This is a genomic window from Streptomyces sp. NPDC005303, from assembly GCF_040607335.1.
Taxonomy (GTDB): Bacteria; Actinomycetota; Actinomycetes; order Streptomycetales; family Streptomycetaceae; genus Streptomyces.
The window spans coordinates 164500-188050 of the sequence record NZ_JBEXGM010000002.1 but is presented as its reverse complement, the minus strand read 5'-3'; the positions used below and the strand labels follow the sequence as shown (position 1 = coordinate 188050).

Here is a 23551-nt window from a genome sequence, read left to right as displayed (position 1 = left end):
TCTCCCTACTTGATGGCGGTGTCGATGACCGGGGCCAGGAGGCTGTCGGCGATGAGGTAGCCGCCGAGGAGCAGCACCAGGACCAGCCAGAGCGGCGGGCGGATGAGCTTGATGCCGAGGTAGCCGACGACGGCGAGGGCGAACCAGAGGGGGACTTCCACGGGGTGGCCTCCTATCGGGCGGTGCAGCGGTGGGTGCGGGCGGCGAGCTGGGCGGCGCTCTGGCTGGAGTAGTCGGCGGACCAGCCGCAGCGGTCGTTGGTGCACACGGCGGCGTGCTTGGTGCGGCCGTGGCGGTCGCGGTGGGTGCCGATCTGCACGGGGCCGATCCGCATGACGGAGTGGAAGTGATCGCGGGCAGGCATCGAGGTCGTGTCCTTTCGGCTCAGGCGAGTTGGGCAGCGATGGCGTGGGCGAGCTGGGGCGGGACGCCGAGACGGGCACGCAGGGTGTCGGTGTCGATCGGTGTGCCGGTGCGGGTTTGGTAGTCGGCGGCGACCTTGCGGGCGTGGGCGACCAGAGCGGCCGGGACAGCGGGTGCAGCCGGGGCGGCGGGCGCGGCGGGCTTGGGAGTCGGGAGGGGTTCGGCGGGCGGGAGTGCGGGGGTTTCCTCGGTCTCGGTGACTGCGGCCGGGAGGGTTTCCGGCTCGTGGGAGGGGACCGGCTCGGGCTCGGTCGTGGTGGCCGGCACTTCGGGTGCCGGGTGGTCGGTGGCGGAGTGGGCGAGGAGGGTGCCGCCCATGAAGGCCAGCGCGGGCCAGGCGGCGACGAGGATGCGCAGCCAGGCCGGGACCTGTTGGAGGTCGAGGAGTCCGGCAGTCGCGACGTTGGCGCCGAGTGAGGCCACCAGGGCGATCAGGAACCAGCACCAGGCCAGCCGGGACGGGCCCTCACTGCGCAGCCGCCGCCAAGAGGCGACCAGGAGCAGGTCCACTGAGATCGGGTAGGCCCAGGCCTTCCAGCCGTCCTGTCCGGCAGCGGCGGCGAGATCGTGAAGATGGGCGAAGGACAGCGCTCCGGCGATGACTGCCTGGACGAGGACGGCGTCCACGCGGAACACGGGGCGGCCCATCACGAGCCGCCGGGGTAGTCGGGGCCGTCGGCGGGGTCGTAGCCGGGCGGGAACGTACCGGGCGGAGGCTCGGGCAGCGACGCGGCGAGGGACGGGCCCACCGCCTCGATGAAGCCGTGGTCAGCATCGGATACGTCGGCGTAGAGGGCGAGTTGGCCCAGCAGGAGCACGGTGCGGGCGAGGTCTTCGCAGTCGGGGCACATGACGTGCTCTCCCTTCAGCAGGCATGGGGCGGGTAGGGACCCGGCGCGAAGGCGGTCGCGCCGACCGGTGGAGCAGGGAGGGTCAGGCGGTGGCGGGGGCTGTCTTGGACAGCGGCACGCGGGCCGGGGGCAGCGGGGCAACCACGGGGCGGAAGGCCGCCAGGGCGGGCAGGTCCGGCGTGCGCTCGGCGTGCTTGTTGCAGATGTTCACGGCCTCGCGCAGCGAGGTGTGCGGGGCGCGGATACGGGCCCAGCCGCCGGAGGCGTCGCCCGTGACGGCAATGCCGGGAGTGTCGGTGGGGATCTGGATGGCGGCGAGGACGGCGTCCGGGGCGATGTCGCCGAAGGCCATGTTGGCGGAGGACTCGTCGTTGACACGGTGGGCGGTGCGGCCGGTGAGCTGGGCGCGGAGCATGGTGATGCCCTTGCCGAGTTCGGAGCCGAAGCGCTGCCCGCAGATCTCCAGGTAGATCCCCGCGGCGCGGCCGAGCTGGGCGAGGCGGACCAGGGCAGTGATGATGCGGTCCCGGCGCTTTTCTTCGTCCTTGGTGGCGAACAGGGCGAGTTCGGCGACCTCGTCGACCAGGACCACGACCGGGACAGGACGTATGTCGGCGGGCAGGTCCCAGATGTCGGCGGCGATCTCCGCATCCGGAACGTCCGCCGTGATCCGCTGGTTGGCCCGGATCAGCTGATAGACGCCTTCCATGTGGGTCACCAGGGATTCGAGGAGGTCGAGGGCGGTATCAGGGTTGTCGGCGAGGGCGGAGAAGCGGCGGGCCAGCGGGAAGAGTTCGACGCCCTGCTTGCAGTCGATACCGACCAAGGCGACATCCAGCGCGGCCAGCCCGGCAACCAGGTTGCGCTGATAGACGGACTTCCCAGATTCCGTGGCGCCGAGCGTGAGGCCGTGCGGGACAGCGCGGTAGTCGCGGTAGTGGACCGAGCCGTCTTCGCGCAGGGCGACGGGAACCCGCATGGGTGCTCGGTCAGTCTTGGCAGGCATCTGCACCCGCTTGAGGACGTCATAGCCGGTCATCCTCAACTCGACTACTCCAGAGCGAAGTTCGCGGGAGGTGACGCCGTACAGGCCGAAGGAGTGGCGTAGCCGGTCTGTTGCGGCGGAGACGTCGAAGGCATCCTGTCCGGGGCGGAGCTTGAGCCGTAGCACCAGGCCGGTCCGGGTCGGCCGCAGTCGCAGGATGCGCGGGGCGCGGGACTCGGGAGCTGGACGATTGGTCATCCGGGCGAGAGCGAGACGCCAGCGCGAGGGCGGGACGGTCAGCCCGCAGGCGTCCATGACGGAGGCGTAGCGGACCAGGACTCGCAGGGCAGCGAAGGTGACCCCGAAGGTCATCCAGTACCAGGCGGGGCGCCGCCACCGCAGGAGACCCGCAGCGGCGACGACCAGCACCAGCGCGACCGTGAACCAGGTCATGGTCAGGCCGCCTTGGGCTTCGAGGCAGCGGCGGCGAGCGAGGTCACGGCGACCGCGCGGAAGGCGATGCCGTGCCGCTTCTGCCCGTTGAACTCGTTCTCCCATGCCGAGGCGACCAGGCCCGTGAGCGCGACCGGGGTACCCATGGCCAGGTCCTCGGAGACGCCGGGCTGGGGGACGGTGAGCTTGAGGATCTCCACCTCGTCGGGCGTGGAGAACATGACCTCCACGGTCATCAGCGTGACGCCGTCCTTGTCGACGGCGATCTCACCGGTGCGACGGTCCTTGACCTTCGGCTGCGGGGCCTTGGCGACCATCACGGTCGCGTTGGAGGTGTCGACGGGAATCTGACGCATGGCGCGCTCCTTGGATCGCTGAACTTAACGTACTTAGTACGTCATCTTGCTGTAGAGGATGGACCTGTACTACTTGGTGTGTCAAGTGGTTGTCTCGACGCCTGTCAGCGCGATGTGCTGCACTAGGTACGACAACCACTGAGAGGGGCTATGGCCGACTTCACTGCCGGACGTGCCGCGTACTTGCAGATCGCGGACGACTTCAAGCGCCGGATCCGAGACGGAGAGCTCACACCGGGGGACAAGCTCCCCTCGGAGTCGGACCTGATGGCGCAGCACTCTGTGTCTCGCACGGTCGCCCGGCAGGCGATCTCGCGTCTCCGCGAGGACGGCTACGCCATCTCCCACCAAGGCAAGGGCAGCTTTGCCGCGTTGCCTGGCGAAGGCGGTTCCGCCAAGCGCAGCCCCGAGTTCGAGCAGATCACGGAGTACCTGTCCGAGGTCCGTCGGGATGTGCGCCGCCTTGCGGAGCGGATGGACCAGCTGGAGGACCTGGTTCGGCAGCAGGCTCAAGGGCGATGACCAAGGCGTCGGCTCGACGCGCTACCTCGGCCAGCTCTTCACCAAGTCCCCTTGCCTGGTTGATCAGTTCTCGCTTCTCTCCCGGGCTCAGCACGATCACAGCCCCTTCGTTGCCCTTTCGATCTGACAGCCCCTCGGCCTGTGAGCAACGCTAGGGCCGACCGACCTCACCGACCCGGAAGAAATTTCCCCCCAGAAAAATTTTCCGGGTCCGCAGAGACAGACGGGTGGACGCTCTTCCCATGCGAGGAATGACGACGAACCTGACGATCGGTGAGCGAGTCGCTTGGTACCGCCGTAGGCGCGGCATGTCCCAAGAGGTGTTGGCCGGACTCGTCGGCCGAACGGTCGACTGGCTGAGCAAGGCCGAGAACAACCGGATGGAGCTTGACCGACTCTCGGTCATCAAGACCCTGGCCGATGCCCTGGACGTGTCCCTCGGTGACCTGCTCGCTGAAGCGACCCTAATGGAGTGGACCGCCGACAGCGGCAACCGCACGGTGCCGGCACTTCGGTCGGCGCTGATGAACTACCGCCAGCTGACACCGTTGTTGGGGGTTCCGATCGAGGGTGACCCCACGCCCCTGGACGAGCTTCGCACCAGCGTCGTAGAGATCATGGATGCCTACCAGGCTTCCCGCTACGGCTTCGCCACCCGTCGCCTGCCCTTGGTGCTGGCGGACGCTCTCATCGCGGCGCAGTCCTACGACGGCCGGGAACGCGAGCAGGCCAACGAGCTGCTCGCGCTGACGTATCAGAGCGCTGCCATGGTCCTCGGGAAGGTGGGCGAGGTGGACCTCGCTTGGATCGCCGCCGATCGGGGATTGGGCGCGGCGCAGCAGTCCGGCAACTCGGCGGTCATCGGATCGCTCTTCCGGTCCGTGGGGCACTGCCTCTTGTCGACTGGCCGCTTTGACGCCGCCGTACAGCTCATCGGTGATGCGTCTGACTACCTTCGGCCGGGCCTGTCCGGGGCCAGCCAGGATTTCCTGTCGATCTACGGGACGCTCTTCCTCACCGGATCCATGGCAGCCGCCAGGGCGGAAGAGCGCTCGACTGTGCGTGAGTTCCTCGCCGAGGCTGACCAGGCAGCCCGCCAACTTGGGCAGGACGCGAACCACATGTGGACCGCTTTCGGCCCGACCAACGTCGACATCCACCGTGTGGCCACGGCGGGCGAGCTGGGCGACATGCAGGTAGCCGCGGACCTCGGGCCGCGTATCGACACCAGCAGCCTTCCGACGGAGCGCAGGACCCGGCACAACATCGAGGTAGCCCGGGCGCTGAGCGCACACAACCGTGTCGACGACGCCCTGGCGATGATCCTTGAGGCCGAGTCCTGGGCACCGGAGCAGCTGCGGAGCCACTACCTGGCCCGCGAACTCGTACTCACATGGGTGCGCAACCAGCGCGGCCGACCGAGCCGGACGATGGCGGATCTCGCCGATCGGCTGCATGTGGTCTAGGTGGGTACGCTCGGCTGCATGGCAGCGAACGAGCATGAAGCGAAGATGGCGCATCCGCGTATGGCAGCGGGTGCGCTTTTCTTTGATGCCGGCGGGCGCGTCCTGATGGTGGCGCCCACGTACAAGGACTACTGGGACATCCCCGGGGGCTATGTCGAGACCGGTGAGTCTCCGCTTCAGGCTGCCAGTCGTGAGGTGCGGGAAGAACTCGGCATCACGCCGAAGCTCGGCCGTCTCCTGGCCGTCGACTGGGCGCCCAGCATCACCGAGGGCGACAAGGTGTTGTACCTGTTCGACGGCGGCGAGCTTGCCCCGGAGACCGTGGAGGACATCCGCCCGCAGGCCGAGGAGCTGAAGAGCGTCACGTTCGTTGCCCCGAGCGAGATCGCGGACCGGACGATCCCTCGGTTGGCCCGACGAATCCTTGCGGCGATCGATGCCCGAGCGGCGAGCGCCCCGGTGTACCTGGAGCATGGCCAGGCGCCGAGCGATGTAGCGGCGTAGCCGAGACCGAAGCTCCCATCCCAGCGGGATAAGACTTTCCCTACTTCATCAAGGGCCCGCGCAAAGCGCGGGCTGGCCCCTTGGGCCTGGCCCCTCTGCGCCTACGGCGCCGGGGCCTGGCCCTGGGGCCGCAAGCATGTTACGGCCCAGGCGGTCGAGCCCTAGACGGGCAAGGCCACGGTCAAGACGATGCCTCCGGCGGGGGATCGGCCGGCACCGGGATGGAGGGGGCGCCGTATGCGACCGCGGGTTCGTAGTGGCGTGCGGGGGGGAGCTCCCATCCCGTCCACCATCGACCCAGGCAGAGCCGAGCAGACGCGGCCCATGGCGTCCAGGTCGTTCGTACAGTGGCGCGCTCCACCTGGACGCCATGAACCACGCCCGCTCCACGGTGTGTGGGTCGACGGCGGACGGGATGGGAGCTGGGGGAAGTAGTGGGTTGAGGTTGTGCGGGAAGGCTCCGCTTTCACACCGATCCAAGCAAAAATCACGAAACCGCAAGGACGCCGTGAGAGATGCCCTCCGGCGCCTAGTCTCTTTGGGTGAGGGGGAGGCGTGCAGCGGACGATCCCACCGGTGCGCGACCTATAAAGATGATCAATTTGCTGATAGGGGCATTGGGTGGGGCGTTGAGCACCATCCTTGTGTCCGCCTGTGTTGCGTGTACCCGTGGCGGACAAGAACTCTTGGCCTGGTTACTGTCCTATCCGCAACGGCGGCGAGTAAGAAGCGAAGCTCAGGCAGGATCGGGACAAGGGAGCCGGGCCTGGCTCACCAACCCGATCGAGGGGGATGGTTTCGACACTGAGATCAATGTCGAAGGAAGAGTCCTTGACCTGCCTCAAGATCATGAAGTGTGGATCGTTCACCGCGTTCCCAACGGCAGTGAGATATGGCCGAAGGAGAAGCTGACCTTGGACGCAGGTGGGCGGTTCAAGGTGACCACGTTGGAAGGGGGCAGGTCCCGTTCGATGGCTGTGGTTGTTTTGCTGACGTCGAAGCAGGTGAGCCAAGAGTTCGACGCGTGGTTTCAGCGAGGACGACGAACCGGCCGTTTTCCGAGCGTTCAGCTTCCGTCCTCTGCTCGCGTGCTGGCCAGCGCTGTCGTTCGCAGCCAACGTGTGCGGTAGCGTGCTGAGCCGAGGCCGTCAAGGGCGGCCCTGGTTCCTGATACCAATGCTTGACACCAACAGAGGCGAACGTCAGCGATCGAAGCCGCATCGTGGCGAACGGTCTGCCCTGCTCTGGAGCGGGTTGTTCGAGGGCAACGATGCCTCATGATCGACCTGATAAGGATGAAGCCCCGCCGCAAAGTCTGGACACTGACCCGTCGCATCGGAGGACTGGGCACCATAGCTACATGCCGCGACGACGCTTGAATGACGACGAGTCCCCCCGCTTCTGCCGCTCGCATGAGGTGGGGGGCACTCAATGGCCAAAGAATCGGGCTCTTGAGCGGAACCGCCGCGGTGTGTGCGGCGCCGAAGGGTGCAATTTCAAGATCGACAGACGAGGCAGAGTCCGCCAGATAAGCGGCTCGCACGTTGAGGATGTCCTGCGGGCCCACCGGGAGGTGTCGCGGGAGGCCGGGGGGCGGCCAAGCGGACCCTGGCTCAGCGGATCGTTCTACCTTGTCGCCGTCTTGGCAATCACAGCCGCCACGATCAGCACTAGTCGCCTAGCACCCGCGTGGGCGGTGCCCGTCGTAATCGTTGGCTCTCTGCTCGGGGTTGGAACGGTTGGTGCACTCCAGCTTCGCCATGACGACAGGCTGAGCGAGCGGCGTTTTGTGGATCTCATCAAGTTGACCTTCCTGAACCTGCCCGCCCTACTGCGGCGGTCTTCTCCCCCTGTCGATCCACTGCCTAACGACCAAGGGACCCCCAACAGCCAAGAGGCGCCACCAGCGTAGGCGCGTGTCAGACCCATGCCAGGTGGTCGGGGAACCGGGGGAACACCGGCGAGCTGCCCCAGAGAACGGCATCCACGTCCTCCAATGGGGAGACGCTCACCTCGAGCCCGACCGCACCTTCACCTGGCTCCACAACGAGCAGCCTGCGGTTGGCGCCCCAGCCGCCTGTGCCTAGTCCCAGTCCCGGGCCGTCTCTGGGCCGTGCGAGGCTGCCCGAGGCCGACCGGTGACGACCGGCAGTGACAGTCGATCTACAGCGGTCATCGGCGAACCCCCAGGTCACAGCCCCCCGACCAAACGGGTTACCACCCGAGGGTGGACCTCAGGCAAGATGGGGTGTATCTGCCCACTGCCAGATTTCAAGCTGCCGGACGGTTTCTCTTGGCTGAGTACATCTACACCATGCGCAAGACGCGCAAGGCAATCGGCGACAAGGTCATCCTTGACGACGTCTCGCTCAACTTCCTGCCTGGCGCGAAGATCGGTGTGGTCGGCCCGAACGGTGCCGGTAAGTCGACCATTCTGAAGATCATGGCGGGGCTGGAGCAGCCGTCGAACGGGGATGCCTTCCTGTCGCCGGGTTACACCGTGGGGATCCTGCTGCAGGAGCCGCCGCTGAACGAGGAGAAGACCGTTCTGGAGAACGTCCAGGAGGGCGTCTCCGAGGTCAAGGGCAAGCTCGACCGGTTCAACGAGATCGCCGAGCTGATGGCCACGGACTACTCCGACGCGCTGCTCGACGAGATGGGCAAGCTCCAGGAGGAGCTCGACCACGCCAACGCGTGGGACCTCGACGCGCAGCTGGAGCAGGCCATGGACGCGCTCGGGTGCCCGCCCGGCGACTGGGCCGTCACCACCCTCTCCGGTGGTGAGCGGCGCCGCGTGGCTCTGTGCAAGCTGCTGCTGGAAGCTCCTGACCTGCTGCTTCTCGACGAGCCCACCAACCACCTCGACGCCGAGTCGGTGAACTGGCTGGAGCAGCACCTCGCCAAGTACGACGGCACCATCGTGGCCGTGACCCACGACCGGTACTTCCTGGACAACGTCGCCGGCTGGATCTGCGAGGTCGACCGCGGCCGCCTGCACGGCTACGAGGGCAACTACTCCAAGTACCTGGAGACCAAGCAGACCCGTCTCAAGGTCGAGGGTGCGAAGGACGCCAAGCGCGCCAAGCGGCTCAAGGAAGAGCTGGAGTGGGTGCGGTCCAACGCCAAGGGGCGTCAGGCCAAGTCCAAGGCCCGTCTCGCTCGCTACGAGGAGATGGCGGCCGAGGCCGACAAGATGCGGAAGCTGGACTTCGAGGAGATCCAGATCCCGCCGGGCCCGCGGCTCGGCAGCATCGTCGTCGAGGTCAACAACCTCACCAAGGGCTTCGGCGACAAGGTCCTGATCGACGACCTGAGCTTCACGCTGCCGCGTAACGGCATCGTCGGCGTCATCGGCCCGAACGGCGCCGGCAAGACGACCCTCTTCAAGATGATCCAGGGCCTGGAGGAGCCGGACTCCGGCACCATCAAGGTCGGCGACACCGTCAAGATCTCGTACGTCGACCAGAGCCGCGCGAACATCGACCCGAAGAAGACGCTGTGGGCGGTCGTCTCCGACGAACTCGACTACATCAACGTCGGTCAGGTCGAGATGCCGAGCCGGGCCTACGTCTCGGCCTTCGGTTTCAAGGGCCCGGACCAGCAGAAGCCGGCCGGTGTGCTCTCCGGCGGTGAGCGCAACCGTCTGAACCTCGCGCTCACCCTCAAGCAGGGCGGCAACCTCCTGCTCCTCGACGAGCCGACCAACGACCTCGACGTCGAGACCCTCGGCTCGCTGGAGAACGCGCTGCTGGAGTTCCCGGGCGCGGCTGTGGTCGTCTCCCACGACCGTTGGTTCCTGGACCGGGTCGCCACCCACATCCTCGCCTACGAGGGCGAGTCCAAGTGGTTCTGGTTCGAGGGCAACTTCGAGTCGTACGAGAAGAACAAGATCGAGCGGCTCGGCCCGGACGCGGCGCGTCCGCACCGTGCCACCTACAAGAAGCTGACCCGGGGCTGATCGATCTTGCGTCACCTCTACCGCTGCCCGCTGCGCTGGTCCGACATGGACGCCTACGGCCATGTCAACAACGCCGTCTTCATCCGCTATCTGGAGGAAGCCCGGATCGACTTCCTCTTCCGGCCGGAGAAGGACTTCAAGCAGGGGTCCGTGGTGGCGCGCCATGAGATCGACTACAAGCGGCAGCTCGTCCACCGGCACCACCCGGTCGACATCGAGCTGTGGGTCTCGCAGATCAGGGCGGCGTCCTTCACCATCTCCTACGAGGTGAAGGACGACGACCTGGTCTACGTACGGGCCTCGACAGTGGTCGTGCCGTTCGACTTCGCGGAGCAGCGGCCGCGCCGGATCACCGATGAGGAACGGGAGTTCCTGGAGGGATACCGGGACGACGACGAGGACGAGGCCGTCGCCGCATGACGGTGCTCCATCTGGCCGACGAGTCGGAGGCGGCCGACCTCGCCGCCTTCCTCTCGCGGCTGCTCCACTACGACCGCTCGGCCGCGGTACGCCTCCAGGGGGCCGGTACCGCGCTCGCCGTCTTCGGGCGTCCGCCGTCCTTCGAGGTGCTGGCGATCCGGGCGGTTCGGCTCGCGAAGCCGTACGAGAACGGGCTGGACGTCGCGCTCGACGTGACCGTGTCCGCCGGGGAGTTCCTCGAGTCCGTCGACGAGGCCGCCGGTACCGCGGTCGTGCCGCAGGCGGTGACCGGGCCGCCGTGGGCCGGGGTGCTGCCGCCGCGGGGCGGGTGGCAGGCGGTGACCGGGCTGCCGGAGCCGCAGGCGCTGCGGGCGCTCGTCCACGCCGGGGTCGCCGAATTCCGTTCCCGGACCGAGGAGTTGGGCCCCGAGGGGCGTACACGGGCCGAACTCGACCGGATCGGCCGGGAGATCTGGTCCCGGACCGTGGCGGACACCTGGCTGCCCGTGCGGGCCGTGCACGCAGCCCAGTCGCTGGGATTCCTACGGCCAGGCGGGGAGCCGGCGCTCTTCTCGTCGGGGGCGTGGCTGCGGCTGCGTACGCCGTACGGCTCGATCGCCGTACGGCAAGGGGGACTTGGGTTGCTCGGCGTCAGCGTGCGCTAGGTGGCCGTCAGTCCTGGTCGCTGTCGCCACCGGCTGTGTCAGCCCGTCGGCTCGCCGGCCAGGAGGACCGCCGGGTTGCCTGCCGGCGCAAGCGGGCGCCGGGGCCGATGTGGAGGGCGCGGGCGGCGGCCTGCGGGAAAGCCCCCTCGACCCACCCCTCGACCAGCCGCGGCCGGCTGCGGTCCAGCGCCGCGAAGTGGGGTCGGATCCGAGTCGACCGGCCCCCTGGAGGCGTACCGCGGCCGCGAGGACCGCCGTGGTGAGCGCGAAACGTGCGATTCCCGAACCCCGCCGGAGGGGACGGTCACGGGTAAGCGCAGTGAACGGTGGTCACTGCGTGGTGATCAGTCGGCGGTGTTCACCATCGACGCGGCCGCGTACGTCAGGTAGTTCCACAGCTGCGTCTCGTGCTCCTCGGACAGACCGAGTTCGTCGACGGCGTCCCGCATGTGCCTCAGCCACGCGTCGTGTGCCTCGCGGTTGACGACGAAGGGGGCGTGGCGCATCCGCAGCCGGGGGTGGCCGCGGTTGTCGCTGTACGTCGTGGGGCCGCCCCAGTACTGCATCAGGAACAGTGTGAGGCGCTCCTCGGCCGGGCCGAGGTCCTCCTCGGGGTACATGGGCCGCAGGACCGGGTCCTCGGCCACCCCCTGGTAGAAACGGTGGACGAGGCGGCGGAAGGTCTCCTCCCCGCCGACCTGCTCGTAGAAGGTCTGCGTCTGAAGCGTGCCGCGCCGGATTTCTTTCACGTCAACCATGGTCTCAGACGGGGCGGACGAGGACTCAAGGCTTAGGACCTCCCGCACTCAGGGTGCAGAGTGGAGGTATGGGCGCGCACGCTCTCGACAGGGACCTCACCGGACTCGCCGCCTCCGCGCGGGCCGCGCTGGTGCGGGAGATCGACGCGAGCGGGGCCTGGGCCGCCGACCCGGGATGGCGGGAGGCCTTCGAGGCGGTGCCCCGGCATCTGTTCGTGCCGTACTACTACGTCGGCGTCATGGGGGGCTACGAGCGCCGCTGGGGCGAGAGCCCGGACGCGCGCACCCGGGAGAAGTGGGTGCGCGGGGCCTACGCCGACGCCCCGCTGGCCACCCGGCTGCGCGACGGCGAACTCGTCTCCTCCAGCAGTCAGCCCTCGCTGATGGCGATGATGCTGGCCGAACTGCGGGTACGGCCCGGCGACCGGGTCCTGGAGATCGGCGCGGGCACCGGTTACAACGCCGCCCTGCTCGCACACCGGCTCGGCGACGACCGTGTCACCACCGTCGACCTGGAGCCGGAGATCACCGAGGCGGCGCGCAGGCATCTGGCCGCCGCCGGGTATCACCCCGCCGTCGTCACCGGCGACGGCGCACGCGGGGTGCCCGAACGCGCCCCCTTCGACCGGATCATCGCCACCTGCACCCTGGCCTCGGTCCCGGCCGTCTGGCTCGCCCAGTGCCGCCCCGGCGCGCGCATCCTGAGTCCGCTCGCCACCGGCCTGATCGCCCTGACGGTCCAGGACGCCGGGCACGCGACGGGGCGCTTCCTGCACACGCCCGCCTACTTCGTGCCGTTGCGCGGCGCGGGCCGACGGGACCAGGAGCCGGCGGACCCGAGCGGGGTCCCGCGCCAGGCCCGGGAGAGCGACCTGTTCCGGTTCCTGCTGGCCCTCACTCGAGACAGCCTCGAACCCCGGGAGGCGTACGCGCTGTGGGAGCACGAGGGGCAGCCGCAGCGGGAGCGGTACGGCGTCACGGTCAGCGGAGACCGGCAGTGGGCGTGGCTGGACGACCCGGAGGGACCGTACGCCTGGCCCCTCCGGTGACGTGGCCGTTCGCCGGCCGTGGCTTCGCTAGCCGCGGCGGATCGTGATCGTCGTCCAGGCGCCGACGTGCACCCGGTCGCCGTCCTGGAGCGGCACCGGCACGAAGGGTGTGATGGGCTCCTCGGCGCCGTTGACCGTGGTGCCGTTCGTCGAGTTCTGGTCGACGACCGCCCAGGAGCCGTCCGGCTGCTGGACCAGCACCGCGTGCTGGTGCGAGACGCCCGGGTCCTCCGGCGGCACCGACAGGTCGACGTCGGGGGTGTCGCCGGTGGAGTGCCGACGGCGGCCGATGGTGACCTGGTTGCCGGTGAGCGTGCGCTGCTGCTCGGGGGAGTACGCAGGCAGGTTCAGGCCCGCGGCCTCGGGGCCGGAGCGCTGCATCATCGCCATGAAGTAGTCGCGGTCCGGGCCGATGGTCGCCGTCCAGGTCGCCGGCTGCTGCGGGAAGGAAGGGCCGGGGGGCGCGGGCGGGGCCTGGGTGGAGCCGGGCTGCGGGTAGCCGTAGCCGCCGGGGCCACCAGGACCGCCCGGACCTCCGGGAGCGTTGGAGGACGGTGGGGAGATGACCCAGTCGTCGGCGCCGCCGCCGAAGGGCTGACCGCCCGGCTGCGGACGGTTGGTCTCCTGCGGGAAGGCGGGCGGGGCCGATGCGCCCTGCGCCGGGAAGCCCTGCGGGGCACCGCTGGTGGCACCGGGGCCGGCGGGCGGGGTCGGGCCCGGGTGCGGCGGGACCGGGCGGGAGGGATCCGCACCGAAGTTCGGCGGACCGCCGGGGCCACCGGGACCGCCGGGTCGGGACGGGTCGCCGGGGAAGCCCTGAGGGCCACCGGGGTTGGACTGCCCGGGGCCACCGGGACCGGGCTGAGTGGGAGGGCCGCCGAAGCCCTGCGGGCCACCGGGACCGCCCGGGCCGGGCGGAGCCTGGGTGGATCCGGGCTGGGGGTAGCCGTAACCGCCGGGGCCACCAGGACCGCCGGGACCACCAGGGCCGGACTGGCCGCCGGGGCCACCAGGACCGCCGGGTCGGGACGGGTCGCCGGGGTAACCGGAGGGGCCGGGGCCACCGGGGCCACCGGGGCCGCCCGGGAAACCGGAGGGGCCGGGTGCGCCGGGGCGTCCGGGGTCGCCCGGGAAGCCCTGCCGGCCACCAGGACCGGACTGGCCGCCGGGACCACTGGGGCCACCCGCACGGGACGGGTCGCCGGGGTAACCGGAGGGGCCGGGGCCACCGGGGGCGCCAGGACCACCCGGGAAACCGGAAGGACCGGGGCCGCCGGGTCGGGACGGGTCACCGGGGTAGCCCTGCGGGCCTCCGGGACCACCAGGACCGCCGGGCCCACCCGGACCGCCGCCGGGCCCGCCCGGACCCGAGCGGCCCGACGGCTCCGAGCCGAAGGGGATCGGTTCCGCGGGGCGGTTCACCTGGGACGGGCGCGAGCCCTGGTACTCGTACGAGTCACCGCCGCCGCCGCCGAAGGACGGACCGGGCCCGGGCGGCTGCTGCTGGAAGTGCGAGGGCGGGCCGCCGGAACCGGCCGGCGGGCGCGGGGCGGCCGGAGTGTACGAGGTCGCCGTGTTCGTCAGGAAGTTCCACCGGCACTCCTCGCAGAAGGGCGCACCGCCCTCGCGGGGCGTACGGCACTGCGGGCAGAGCTCCGGCTCGGGGTCCGGTACGGAGGACAGGTGCGGACGTCCACCGGGCTGGCCCCCGGGACCACCGGGCGGCGGGAAGCCGTAGCCACCCCCACCCGGACCGGGCGGCGGCGGAGGGGGCGGAGGTACGGCACCGGCCATGCGGTGACCGCAGACCTCGCACCAGTCGTCGGAACCCGACTGGTGTCCGTTCGGGCAGGTCGGCATGTCGGCGCTTCCCCCTCTCGGATCAGGGAACTTCTACGTCGGAAACTGTCTACTTCTTTACACGAACTGTCTTTGTCGACCGAGTCTCGAGAGTCATCTCGTCGGCCTCCTCGACCTTCGCCTTCAGTCGCACAGTACCTGTCGTGGCGTCGACCACGTCGACCACCTTCGAAAGCAGTTTCGCAGTATCGGCGTTCCCCGAGTCGTTCGCGAGCTGGACGGCCCGGCCCAGTTTGGCCGTTGCGCCATCGATATCGCCCGCTTTGCGAAGATCGAGCCCTTGCTGGATGGCCTGCGCCAGTTCGGCCTGGCCGGTGTAGTGGGCGACTTGGGGGTTGATCGACGTCGAGGCGACCATGTCGTCGGTCCACACGGCCCTGACGAGACCCTGTGCGCCCAGGTTCTGTGTGCTGCCGTCGGGCTGCGGAACGACCAGGGAGACCCGGGCCGCGAGCATCTCCTGGCCGATGTTCGCGGCCGGGACCTCGACGCAGACGTGGTAGTCACGGGACTCGTCTCCCCAGGAGCCGGTGGGGTAGTCCCCGGCGCGCGGACCGGCCTCGGTGCGGCGGTCGGTGAGCTCCTCGACGGTGGGCGCGACCTGCTTGACGAACTTGATGGCGGTGCCCACCGGGGTCCAGACCCTGAGGGCGACGTCGGCGACCTCCTTGCCCATGGCCGTCTCCATCATCTGCGTGAAGTCGGCGGCGAGGGCGGCCGGGTCGGCGACGATGTCGGCCGTGCCGAGCAGGGCGGAGGCGATCCCTGTGACTTCTTTCACTTCCCAGTCGGTGCCCACGCCCCGGGCGTCGCAGGTGAAGCGTCCCGCGCAGGCGTCGAGGGAGGCCTTGAGGTCCTCCGGCGACTCGTGTTCGTTGCGCCCGTCGGTGAGCAGGATGCCGTGGCGTATGGCGACGTCCGCCGAGGACAGCAGGCGGTCGGCGAGGCGCAGCCAGGTCCCGATGGCCGTACCGCCGCCCGCGCTGAGCTTGCGCAGGGCCTGCTTGGCCTGGTCGCGGGTGGTGGCGTCGGCGACGGCCAGACGGCCGTCCCCGGGATACACCTCCTTGGCCACGTGGGTGCCGCCGATCACCGCGAAGTGCACACCGTCGCGCAGGGTGTCGATCGCGGCGGCCGTGGCGCCGCGGGCGTTGCGCATCTTGGTCGGTGGGTAGTCCATGGAGCCCGAGCAGTCGACCATGATCGCTACTGCCGCCGAGGGTCCCTGTCCCGCCGACCAGAGGTGCGGGGCCGCGACCGAGCTTCCGATCGTGCCGCCACCGGTCGAGGTCACCGTGACGATCGCGTTGACCTCGCGACCGCCGTCGGGCAGGTACTCGTTCTGGTATACGTCCATCGCGAACTGCGGCACGTTCGACTTCGAGAAATTGGCCATGCCTACTCAAATCCCCCTCGCGAACCCCACTTTCGTGGGCCGATGACTGATCGCGGACCGGTCCCCTCCGGTCCGACGCTGATGCCGCGACGCGTTCCCCGTGTACGGCCTCAGGCCGATCCTGCCCCCTGCGCGGGGGTCGGGAACGGCACGACGGCCACTGTTACGTTGTCGTGGCCCCCGCCGTCCAGGGCGTGACCGACCAGGACCCGGGCGGTGTGCAGCGGGCGCGCCGCTGCGTCGGCGGGCACGGCCTGAGCCATCTCGTCCGCCGCCTCCGCGTAGTTCCACAGGCCGTCGGTGCACACCACCACCACACCAGGCCGGTCCGGCTTGAAGGAAGCGGTGTGCGGGTCGAGTTCGTAGGCGTCCGCGCCGAGCCAGCCGGTGATCGCGTGGGCGCGCTCGTCGGCGTACGCCTCGGCCTCGTTCATCAGGCCCGCGGCGACCATCTGCGCAGCCCAGGAGTCGTCCTCGGTGAGCCGGGCCGGGGGTGAACTGCGGTCCGTGGGCACCCAGTAGACGCGGCTGTCGCCGACCCAGCCGACGACCAGCAGGCTGGGGGTGACGATCGAACCGACGATCGTGCACGCCGGGGCGTTCTGGTGCGGCTGGTGCTCGCGGGCCGTGGCGGGTTCCGCGGCGAGCGAGTTGACCGCGCGGGAGGCGGCGACGATCGCCTCGTGCATCGCCTGCTGGGGGTGGGTGCCCTGCGGCAGCGCGGCCAGCAGCGCGTCGGCCGCGGCCCGGGAGGCGGCCAGGGAGGCGTCGTCGGGGCGGGTCGCGGAGGACACGCCGTCGCAGACGACCGCGAAGGTCGCGGGCCGGCCGTCGGGCAGCACGCTGGTGCCGAGGGTGAAGGCGTCCTCGTTGCGGTGGTGGCGCAGGCCGCGGTCGCTGACGGCGGCGATCGGACCGGCCTCCTGCTCCATGTGGTCGCGCTCTCGAGGCTGGGCGTGCCCGCAGTTCTCGCAGTAGCCGTCGTCGTCGACCCGGCCCGCGCTGCAGGCCACGCACACTTTGGTGCCCTCGGCCGGGGTGGGCGGTCCGGCGGCCACCCGGGGGTCGGGCGCCTGCAGGGCGTACTCGTCGGGCTCCGGCTGCCGGTCGAAGCGCACACCGGAGGCAGGCGAGACCGGCGACCCGAGCACCGGCGCCGACTGGGGTGGCGTCGGGGGCAGTTCGTGCTCGCCCGAAGCGGAGGCCCGCAGGTCGGTCGGCAGATGGAGCTCCGCCGGCGGGTGCGGGGCCTGTGGCCAGGGGCCGCCCGGGGGCGCGCCGTTCAGGGCGACGGTCGGGCTGTCGTCCGGCCGCGCCGGGACGGCGGACAGGTCGTATCCGCACGCACCGCAGAAACGGTCGCCCGACTCGACGGGTTCCTCACAGCTCGGACACCTCGAAAGGGCGGTCTGCTGGGGCATCTGCGACATCAACTACACCCACGTCCGGGGGCGGTAACGGTTGGCTCGTTCCACCAGGTCGATCCTCTCCTTGCCGCCCTGCGCGAGCCGGGCCAGCGCACGGTACGAACGCTCCAGGCCGAAGCGCAGTCCTCGCTCGTCCAGTCCGCTGCCGAGCAGCGCCCGTCCCCCGGCGGCGGGGGCGACGGAGTCCTGGCCACCGGAGAGTATCCAGTCCAGGGCCGCGCCCAGCACCTCGGCCGACAGCTGCTCACGACGTGCCGGATCCAGTCCGTACGCGTCCAGCGCCTCGACCTGCCCGGCGGCGGCGGTCAGGTCGTCCAGGAAGGGTACGTCGCCCGCGGTCGCGGTGCGTCCACGCAGCCGCGCACGGACGGCCGCGACCCGGGCGGCGGTGTAGTGGATGGAGGACTCCGGCACCGACTCCAGCGTCCGCACCGCGCCACGGCGGTCCCCGGCCGCCAGCTGCACGCGCGCGAGACCGAACGCGGCGCTCACATAACTGGGGTCGGTCGACCAGACCAGGCCGTAGTACTCGGCGGCGTTGTCGAGCTGACCGAGCACCTCCGCGCACAGGCCGAGGGCCAGCTTGGGGGCGGGTTCGCCGGGGAAGGCGTCGTAGATCGCGTCGAAGGCGAGCGCGGCGGCCTCGTGGTCGCCGGTCACCAGGGCGGCCACGCCCCGGTACCAGACCACCCGCCAGTCGTCGGGCCGTTCGTCCTCGAGTCGCCGCAGTGCCTCGTCCGCGGTGTGCGTGTCGCCGTTCTCCAGCCAGGCCCGCACCTGCCGCAGCCGGGTCTCCGCCGACGGGGCCGGCGCGGCCGCGAGGGCCCCGAGCAGTTCGGCGGGCGCGGTGGTCATGAGCCCGGCGAGGAAACCGGCGTTGGGGTCGGAGGGGTCGACGAGGGGGACGGGGAGCGCGAGCGCGGCGGCGGGCGCCTCGACGTCCTTGACGATGGGCCTGGTGGCGCCGACGACCGCGGTGCCGACGGAACCGGTGGTCGCCTTGCCGCGCGTCGACACCACCCGCGCACCGAACCGTGACACCTCCCCGTCCAGCTTCGGGAACAACTCCGCGTCGGTGACCCGGACTTCGGGGCCGAAGAGAGTCGACAAGGAAGGCCTGGCGCGGCCCGTCTGCAGGGAGACGACCTCGCGCAGGACGCCCGTCAGCTGTTCCGACATCTCCTGCGCGGAGGCGAAACGGCGGGCCGGGTCCGGGTCGGTCGCGCGGACCAGCAGACGGTAGAAGGACTCGTACCGGCGGAAGACCTCGATGTGGTCGGGGTCGGGGAGCGAGTCGACGAAGACGTTGGTGTAGCCCTGGAAGTCGAAGGTCAGCACGGCCAGGGTGCGGCCGACCGTGTACAGGTCGGAGGCGACCGACGGGCCCACGTCCGCGACCTCCGGCGCCTGGTAGCCCACCGTGCCGTAGATGGCCGACTCGTCGTCGTCCATCCTGCGCACCGCGCCCATGTCGATCAGCTTGAGCTGGTCCTCGGTCTGGATGGCGTTGTCGACCTTGAAGTCGCAGTACAGGAGGTTGCGGCTGTGGAGGTGGCCGAGCGCCTCCAGGGCCTCGATGCCGTAGGCGCACGCCTGCTCCACCGGCAGCGGGTCCCGCTTGCCGTCGGCCGAACGGCGGCCGTTGGCGATCTCCTTCAGCGACTTTCCGCCCACGTACTCCATGACGATGTAGCCGTCGAGCGAGCCGGTGCGCTGGTCGAGGTGCTCGACGAAGTTGTAGATCCGCACGATGTTGGCGTGCTCGATCTCCGCGAGGAAGCGCCGCTCGGAGATCGCGGCGGCCATCGCGTCCTGGTCACCGGTGTCCAGCAGGCCCTTGAGGACCACCCAGCGGTCGGACACCGCGCGGTCCACGGCGAGGTAGACCCAGCCGAGACCGCCGTGCGCCAGACAGCCCGCGACCTCGTACTGGCCGTGCACGATGTCGCCGGACTTCAGCTTCGGCACGAACGAGTACGGGTGGCCGCACTTGGTGCAGAAGCCCTCCGTGCGCCCCTTGTGGTCCCCCCGCGAGCGCCCCACCGGGGCCCCGCAGTCGGAGCGCGAGCAGAACCGCTTGCGCTCGGGCACCTCCGGGTTCTCCAGGACCATCCCGCGCGGGTCGGGCCGCGGCACCCCGGGCACCTCGACGAGCCCCGCGCCGAGCCGGCCGCGCCCGGTCGAACCGGCGGAGGAGCCGGAGCTGCGCACCGACACCGAACGGCCCGTGGACTTCCCGGAGACCGAACGCGAGAGCCGTCCCGACACCGAGCGCCGGGACTTCGACGAGTGCGACGTCGTACGCGAGGAGCCGCGGCCGGTGGAGCGTGAACTGCCGCTGCCCTGTGAGCCCCTGCCCTCGCCCGCCGTACCGGTGGGCGACGAGCCGGCCCGGGCCGCCCCGGCCGGGAGGACCGGCGCGAGACCGCAGGTGTCGCAGTACAGCTCGCCCCCGCCCATGTCCTCGTACGTGCCGTCGCAGCCGGGCCGCTGGCAGGGCTGCTGTTCCTGACTCATGACGTCGACTCCCCCCTACGGTCCTCGGTGCCGCTCTGCTGCGGCACCCGCGGTGCGTTCAGCAGTTCGGCGACCGCGTGCTGGTAGCGCAGCACGGCCTGTTCGGCGACCCGCAGGTCGCAGGGCGCGCTCCACAGCATGCGCCGGGCCGCGTCGTACCGCTCGATCAGGAACGGGTCCTCCGCCAGGCCGTGCCGGGCGACCTTCGCCTTGTACGCGTCGAGCCGGCCGCGCAGCTCCGCGCGGACCGCCAGCGGCGCGGTGACCGCCGTCAACGACTCGCGGGCGCGCAGCAGTTCGTCCTCCGCCTTCTCCTCCAGGGACTCCAGGAGCGGAGACAGACGGTGCCACTGGGCGTGTCTGCGGTACTCGGCGGCCGTCGCCAGCTGCTCCTGCAGCACGGTCGGCGGTCCGCTGACGACCGGCACCTCCGTGGCGGCGATCTTCGCGAGGACCTCGCCGCGCGCGATGCGGGCCTCGGCGAGTGTGCGGTCCGCGCGGGAGAGCACGTCCCGCAGCTTGACCAGCCGGGCCTCGGCGTCCTGCCGGACCGTGAGCACCGCGTCGATCTCCCGGCGCACGTCCTCGAGGGCGCGCGCCTCACGGTCGTACGCCGCGGTGTCCGGCCTTCCGCCGCCGGGCGCCGAACTGCCCTGTGCGCGCTGCCAGAAGGCGAGCGGGTCGGAGATCACCTGCTCGCGCAGCGAGGTGAGGGTACGCGTGATGCGCTCCAGGTCGTCGCCGGCCGGGTGCTCCCCGGGGCGTACGCCGACGGAGTGCGCGAGCCGGCGGGTGCGCTGGAGTTCGGCGGACAGCAGGTCTATCCGCGCGGGCAGCGCCGACCACACGGCGTCGGCGGCGACGACCATGTCCAGGCTCGTCGCGTACAGCTCGTTCATCCGCTCCACGAGCGTCACCAGTGAGAACTGCTCACTGAGTTTCCCCGAATTACCGTGCAGGGTCGGCGCATTGGCCGTGGCGGTCGCCGAGCCCGCGACCGTGACCGACTCGCCGCGCAACAGCTCGGTCAGCTCCACCAGGTCCTCGCGGCTGGACCAGCGGCGGCGGGAGCGGATCGCGCGGGCGGAGCGCAGCGCGTCCGAGTAGGCGTCGAAGTACGCCCACAGCAGCGTGATCGACGCGTCGGCGGCCTCCCAGCGCTCCTTGGTGACCCCGGTGAGGTCGGCGCCTTCGAGGAGCCTGCGGCCCGCGTGGTCCTGCAGGGCGAAGAGCGAGGTCTCGATCGCCTCGTGCTCCGCGCCGAGCCGCGCCAGCGCACGGTCCACCTCGTCCCGGTCCATCACCGGCCCGGGGGGTCCCGTGACGCCCATCGATCACCTCTCGCTGCTGAAGGGTTGCTGGGTGGTTGTTCGTCCGTGCGGTCGTCAGCTCTTGCGCAGGTACTTCGGTGGCGGCGGCTCCGACTCCGTCGAGTGCTTGGCCAGTGTGGCGGACAGCCACCTGTCGTACGAGGCCTGCCAGCCGTCGGTGGTGTCCTTGCGGTAGTCCACCAGGATCTGGTTGACCCGGCGTACCAGATCGTCGGCGTCGCTCTTCATCGCCACGCCGTAGTACTCGGTGGTGAAGGGGGTGCCCTTCAGTTCGACCGTGGGGTCCTGGGCGGCCTGGCTGGCGGCGAGCGCGCCGTCGGTGACCACGGCGTCGACCTCGCCGAGCTGCAGCCTGACCAGGCAGTCGAGTTGGTTGGGCACTGTGGTTTTGATGTCGGCGGAGGCGACGAGCTCCCCCGTCTTCTTGTCGTCCTCCAGCTTGCTGAAGGCGGTCGAACCCTCCGCCGTGCAGATCTTCTTGCGCGCCAGGGTGTCGTCGTAGCCCTTGATGCCGGAGGACTTGGGGGCGAGGACCTGCTGTCCTGTCTTGAAGTACGGTGCTGAGAACGCCACTTGGCCCACCCGCTTGCAGTTGATCGTCATCGTGCGGACGACCATGTCGACCCGGCCGTTCTGTATGGCCGGGATGCGCTGGTTGGTGGGGATCGCCTTGAACTGCACGGCCTTCGGGTCACCGAGGATGTCCTTCGCGATCCGGTGCACCAGGTCGATGTCGAAGCCCTCCAGGTCGGCGTGCTCCCCGCCGTTGGGGTTGCGGTAGCCCCAGCGGTAGCTGTTCTGGTCGACGCCGACGATCAGTTTGCGCTTCTGGCCCTCGCGGGCCTTGATCTTCTCGATGGTCGTGCCGTCCGCGCTCGACGGGGACAGCGTCTGCTCCTCCGGGTGCGTCCTGATCGCCGGGACGAGACAGGGATCGCCCTCGGCCGCCGCCTGATCGGCGTGGGTCGCGCCCGGGCCGCCGGTGCCGGTGCTGCCGTCGCCGTGCGACCGGGCCTGCGGCAGCAGCAGGGCGAAGGCGAGCACCAGGGCGCAGACGGCCGCCATCGCCCCGACACCGCCCCAGCCCCTGAGACCGGCCCGCACACGTCCACGCATCCGCATCGTCACGCCCCCTCTCACCGGTACTCCGACAGCCTGCGCCCGATGCCGAGCACCGCGCCGGCCGCGCCCAGGACGGCCAGGACGGCGGCGCCCGCCGTCAGGCCGGTCATCGCGTCCAGCCCGTCACCGGCCGACTGCTGGAACTCGGACTTCTCGTGCTTCAGGGCGACGTCGAGGTTGTGGTCGACGCTGTCGAAGCACTCGCCCGTCGCGCCCTTGCCGCCGATGACCCGCTTCAGCGCCTCTTCGTAGTTGCCGTAGTCGTCCTGCGTGCGGGCCGCGGCGTGGCGCTCCTTCCACACCTTCATGTTGCCCTGTGCCGCGGTCACCGGCTCTTCGCCGCTGCGGTCGTCGGCGAGCTTCGACGCCTCGGCCAGCCCCTTGCCGAGAGCGTCCATGTCCTCGCCGAAGTCGAGGTCGTAGGCGTCGTAGGTGAATTCCTTGCCCTGGGCGTTCTTCTTGGTGACCGTCTCCGCGCCGCGGGCCACCAGCGTGAGGTTCTCGTTGCCGCGCGCCTTCAGGGAGGCGATGCGGGCGTCGTGCAGCACATTGAGCGAGCGGACCCCGTGGTCGTAGGAGTCCTCGAGGCCCGAGCGCGCGACGGTGTGGCCGACGACCAGCCACAGCAGCACCACCGTGGCCGTCGCGGTGGCCGCGACCAGACCGTGGTTCAGGACCCGGTTGGTGCGCCGGTAGTTGCGGTGCTGGGCCCAGGCGAGCCCGGCGAGCGCCAGGACGCCGAGGCCGATCGCGGCCCACGGGTAGGGCGTGGCCTCGGCGTAGTCGGCGCGCAGCCGCTGGTTCTCGCTCGTGTAGAGGTTCTGCGCCTTCGGGAGCATCTCCTCCTGCATCTTCTCGTTGGCGTACCGCAGATACGCGCCGCCGACCGGGAAACCCTGGCGGTTGTACGTACGGGCCTGCTCCACCAGGCCTTTGTACTCCGGCAGAAGGGTGTTGAGCTCGGCCACGGTCTTCGCGGCGGGGGAGTTCGGCTCGGAGTTCGAGGCGGCCTCGACCAGACCGTCCGCGGCCTGGTCGATGTCGCGCTCGTAGCGCTCGCGGGAGTCGGCCGACTCCTGCCCGCCGGCGAGGAAGCCACTGGAGGCCGTGGTGTTGGCGTCGGCCAGGTACAGGTAGATGTCGGCGGCGGCGCTGCTGAGCGGCTGGCTCTTGTGGAGCACGTCGTCCGCGGCGGTGGCCCGGTCGTCGGTCTGCCAGGCGGTCACCGCGCCGAAGAGCAGGACGAGCAGGGCGATCGCCGCGCCGATGATGCGCAGCCGGCCCGGTTCGGTGGTGGCGGCCGCGCGCACCTGGTCGAAGCCCTCGGCGAAGGCCGTACGGCGGGCGGGCGCCGGGTCCGGCGCGGGGGCGGACGGGGGTGCCTGCGGGGCCGGGACCGGGGGTCCCGGCTGCGGTGGTACGGCCGGAATCGTGGGCACCCCGGAAACCGGTGGTGCCGCGCTGCTCTTCGGCGGATGTGTCACCGTT

22 protein-coding genes are annotated in these 23551 nt (G+C 70.4%); 8 read left to right on the top strand and 14 right to left on the bottom strand.

Features of this window, described 5'->3' with window-relative positions; all coding sequences use genetic code 11:
* Nucleotides 1–5 precede the first annotated feature (5 nt).
* The 6 genes from ABZT93_RS04775 to ABZT93_RS04750 form a co-directional block, all read right to left on the bottom strand.
* Nucleotides 6–161: a hypothetical protein gene (locus tag ABZT93_RS04775; protein ID WP_356098911.1), complete on the bottom strand. Its 156-nt coding sequence runs from the start codon at nt 159–161 to the stop codon at nt 6–8.
* Nucleotides 162–172: 11 nt separating this feature from the next.
* Nucleotides 173–364: a mobile element transfer protein gene (locus tag ABZT93_RS04770; RefSeq protein ID WP_143614700.1), complete on the bottom strand. Its 192-nt coding sequence runs from the start codon at nt 362–364 to the stop codon at nt 173–175.
* 20 nt (nt 365–384) lie between these two features.
* Nucleotides 385–1071 (bottom strand): DUF2637 domain-containing protein, encoded by a 687-nt coding sequence (locus tag ABZT93_RS04765; RefSeq protein ID WP_356099786.1) that lies wholly within the window; start codon nt 1069–1071, stop codon nt 385–387.
* Nucleotides 1071–1274 (bottom strand): hypothetical protein, encoded by a 204-nt coding sequence (locus ABZT93_RS04760; protein ID WP_356098906.1) that lies wholly within the window; start codon nt 1272–1274, stop codon nt 1071–1073. Before ABZT93_RS04760 ends, ABZT93_RS04765 begins: the two co-directional genes overlap by 1 nt.
* Nucleotides 1275–1356: 82 nt before the next feature.
* The gene (locus tag ABZT93_RS04755; RefSeq protein ID WP_356098904.1) at nt 1357–2712 is read right to left on the bottom strand and encodes an FtsK/SpoIIIE domain-containing protein; all 1356 of its coding nucleotides are present in this window, start codon (nt 2710–2712) and stop codon (nt 1357–1359) included.
* A 2-nt stretch (nt 2713–2714) separates the two neighbouring features.
* A complete protein-coding gene (locus tag ABZT93_RS04750) occupies nt 2715–3068 on the bottom strand; it encodes a hypothetical protein (protein WP_356098901.1) in 354 nt (117 codons plus the stop codon).
* Between the two features lie 150 nt (nt 3069–3218).
* Here ABZT93_RS04750 and ABZT93_RS04745 point away from each other — a divergent pair, with 150 nt between their 5' ends.
* The 7 genes from ABZT93_RS04745 to ABZT93_RS04715 all read left to right on the top strand — a co-directional run bounded on the left by ABZT93_RS04745 (nt 3219) and on the right by ABZT93_RS04715 (nt 10603).
* Nucleotides 3219–3590: a winged helix-turn-helix domain-containing protein gene (locus tag ABZT93_RS04745; RefSeq protein WP_062043675.1), complete on the top strand. Its 372-nt coding sequence runs from the start codon at nt 3219–3221 to the stop codon at nt 3588–3590.
* 251 nt (nt 3591–3841) lie between these two features.
* Nucleotides 3842–5056 carry a helix-turn-helix transcriptional regulator gene (locus ABZT93_RS04740; RefSeq protein ID WP_356098897.1) on the top strand — a complete coding sequence of 405 codons (1215 nt, stop codon included), beginning with the start codon at nt 3842–3844 and terminating at the stop codon, nt 5054–5056.
* 18 nt (nt 5057–5074) lie between these two features.
* Nucleotides 5075–5560 (top strand): NUDIX hydrolase, encoded by a 486-nt coding sequence (locus ABZT93_RS04735; protein ID WP_356098895.1) that lies wholly within the window; start codon nt 5075–5077, stop codon nt 5558–5560.
* Between the two features lie 593 nt (nt 5561–6153).
* Nucleotides 6154–6690: a hypothetical protein gene (locus tag ABZT93_RS04730; RefSeq protein WP_356098892.1), complete on the top strand. Its 537-nt coding sequence runs from the start codon at nt 6154–6156 to the stop codon at nt 6688–6690.
* A 1163-nt stretch (nt 6691–7853) separates the two neighbouring features.
* A complete protein-coding gene (ettA, locus tag ABZT93_RS04725; RefSeq protein WP_031049838.1) occupies nt 7854–9518 on the top strand; it encodes an energy-dependent translational throttle protein EttA in 1665 nt (554 codons plus the stop codon).
* A 6-nt stretch (nt 9519–9524) separates the two neighbouring features.
* The gene (locus ABZT93_RS04720; RefSeq protein WP_356098888.1) at nt 9525–9938 is read left to right on the top strand and encodes a thioesterase family protein; all 414 of its coding nucleotides are present in this window, start codon (nt 9525–9527) and stop codon (nt 9936–9938) included.
* Nucleotides 9935–10603 (top strand): hypothetical protein, encoded by a 669-nt coding sequence (locus ABZT93_RS04715; RefSeq protein ID WP_356098885.1) that lies wholly within the window; start codon nt 9935–9937, stop codon nt 10601–10603. The genes ABZT93_RS04720 and ABZT93_RS04715 overlap by 4 nt, the downstream gene beginning before the upstream one ends.
* 344 nt (nt 10604–10947) lie before the next feature.
* Here ABZT93_RS04715 and ABZT93_RS04710 read toward each other — a convergent pair whose 3' ends face one another.
* Nucleotides 10948–11361, bottom strand: a complete 414-nt coding sequence (locus ABZT93_RS04710; RefSeq protein WP_356098882.1) for a globin — start codon at nt 11359–11361, stop codon at nt 10948–10950.
* A 68-nt stretch (nt 11362–11429) separates the two neighbouring features.
* On the opposite strand from ABZT93_RS04710, the gene ABZT93_RS04705 reads away from it, so the two are divergent.
* Nucleotides 11430–12410, top strand: coding sequence for a methyltransferase domain-containing protein (locus ABZT93_RS04705; RefSeq protein WP_356098879.1), 981 nt, complete (start codon nt 11430–11432; stop codon nt 12408–12410).
* A gap of 27 nt (nt 12411–12437) precedes the next feature.
* Here ABZT93_RS04705 and ABZT93_RS04700 read toward each other — a convergent pair whose 3' ends face one another.
* From ABZT93_RS04700 to ABZT93_RS04670, 7 genes are all read right to left on the bottom strand, one after another.
* Complete coding sequence (locus ABZT93_RS04700) at nt 12438–14270, bottom strand: FHA domain-containing protein (protein WP_356098877.1); 1833 nt, start codon at nt 14268–14270, stop codon at nt 12438–12440.
* A 49-nt stretch (nt 14271–14319) separates the two neighbouring features.
* The gene (locus ABZT93_RS04695) at nt 14320–15666 is read right to left on the bottom strand and encodes a VWA domain-containing protein (RefSeq protein WP_356098874.1); all 1347 of its coding nucleotides are present in this window, start codon (nt 15664–15666) and stop codon (nt 14320–14322) included.
* A gap of 110 nt (nt 15667–15776) precedes the next feature.
* Nucleotides 15777–17099: a protein phosphatase 2C domain-containing protein gene (locus ABZT93_RS04690; protein ID WP_356098872.1), complete on the bottom strand. Its 1323-nt coding sequence runs from the start codon at nt 17097–17099 to the stop codon at nt 15777–15779.
* Nucleotides 17100–19610, bottom strand: coding sequence for a tetratricopeptide repeat protein (locus ABZT93_RS04685; RefSeq protein ID WP_356098869.1), 2511 nt, complete (start codon nt 19608–19610; stop codon nt 17100–17102).
* A complete protein-coding gene (locus tag ABZT93_RS04680; RefSeq protein ID WP_356098866.1) occupies nt 19607–20941 on the bottom strand; it encodes a hypothetical protein in 1335 nt (444 codons plus the stop codon). Before ABZT93_RS04680 ends, ABZT93_RS04685 begins: the two co-directional genes overlap by 4 nt.
* Before the next feature lie 54 nt (nt 20942–20995).
* Nucleotides 20996–22063, bottom strand: coding sequence for a glutamate ABC transporter substrate-binding protein (locus ABZT93_RS04675; RefSeq protein ID WP_356098864.1), 1068 nt, complete (start codon nt 22061–22063; stop codon nt 20996–20998).
* Between the two features lie 14 nt (nt 22064–22077).
* Complete coding sequence (locus ABZT93_RS04670) at nt 22078–23547, bottom strand: hypothetical protein (protein WP_356098861.1); 1470 nt, start codon at nt 23545–23547, stop codon at nt 22078–22080.
* Between the last annotated feature and the right edge of the window lie 4 nt (nt 23548–23551).

Coding starts and splice junctions, on each gene's coding strand:
- ABZT93_RS04770 (WP_143614700.1), bottom strand. CDS start 364: ATGCCTGCCCGCGATCACTTCCACTCCGTCATGCGGATCGGCCCCGTG.
- ABZT93_RS04765 (WP_356099786.1), bottom strand. CDS start 1,071: ATGGGCCGCCCCGTGTTCCGCGTGGACGCCGTCCTCGTCCAGGCAGTC.
- ABZT93_RS04760 (WP_356098906.1), bottom strand. CDS start 1,274: ATGTGCCCCGACTGCGAAGACCTCGCCCGCACCGTGCTCCTGCTGGGC.
- ABZT93_RS04755 (WP_356098904.1), bottom strand. CDS start 2,712: ATGACCTGGTTCACGGTCGCGCTGGTGCTGGTCGTCGCCGCTGCGGGT.
- ABZT93_RS04750 (WP_356098901.1), bottom strand. CDS start 3,068: ATGCGTCAGATTCCCGTCGACACCTCCAACGCGACCGTGATGGTCGCC.
- ABZT93_RS04745 (WP_062043675.1), top strand. CDS start 3,219: ATGGCCGACTTCACTGCCGGACGTGCCGCGTACTTGCAGATCGCGGAC.
- ABZT93_RS04740 (WP_356098897.1), top strand. CDS start 3,842: ATGACGACGAACCTGACGATCGGTGAGCGAGTCGCTTGGTACCGCCGT.
- ABZT93_RS04735 (WP_356098895.1), top strand. CDS start 5,075: ATGGCAGCGAACGAGCATGAAGCGAAGATGGCGCATCCGCGTATGGCA.
- ABZT93_RS04730 (WP_356098892.1), top strand. CDS start 6,154: ATGATCAATTTGCTGATAGGGGCATTGGGTGGGGCGTTGAGCACCATC.
- ABZT93_RS04715 (WP_356098885.1), top strand. CDS start 9,935: ATGACGGTGCTCCATCTGGCCGACGAGTCGGAGGCGGCCGACCTCGCC.
- ABZT93_RS04710 (WP_356098882.1), bottom strand. CDS start 11,361: ATGGTTGACGTGAAAGAAATCCGGCGCGGCACGCTTCAGACGCAGACC.
- ABZT93_RS04705 (WP_356098879.1), top strand. CDS start 11,430: ATGGGCGCGCACGCTCTCGACAGGGACCTCACCGGACTCGCCGCCTCC.
- ABZT93_RS04700 (WP_356098877.1), bottom strand. CDS start 14,270: ATGCCGACCTGCCCGAACGGACACCAGTCGGGTTCCGACGACTGGTGC.
- ABZT93_RS04695 (WP_356098874.1), bottom strand. CDS start 15,666: ATGGCCAATTTCTCGAAGTCGAACGTGCCGCAGTTCGCGATGGACGTA.
- ABZT93_RS04685 (WP_356098869.1), bottom strand. CDS start 19,610: ATGAGTCAGGAACAGCAGCCCTGCCAGCGGCCCGGCTGCGACGGCACG.
- ABZT93_RS04680 (WP_356098866.1), bottom strand. CDS start 20,941: ATGGGCGTCACGGGACCCCCCGGGCCGGTGATGGACCGGGACGAGGTG.
- ABZT93_RS04675 (WP_356098864.1), bottom strand. CDS start 22,063: ATGCGGATGCGTGGACGTGTGCGGGCCGGTCTCAGGGGCTGGGGCGGT.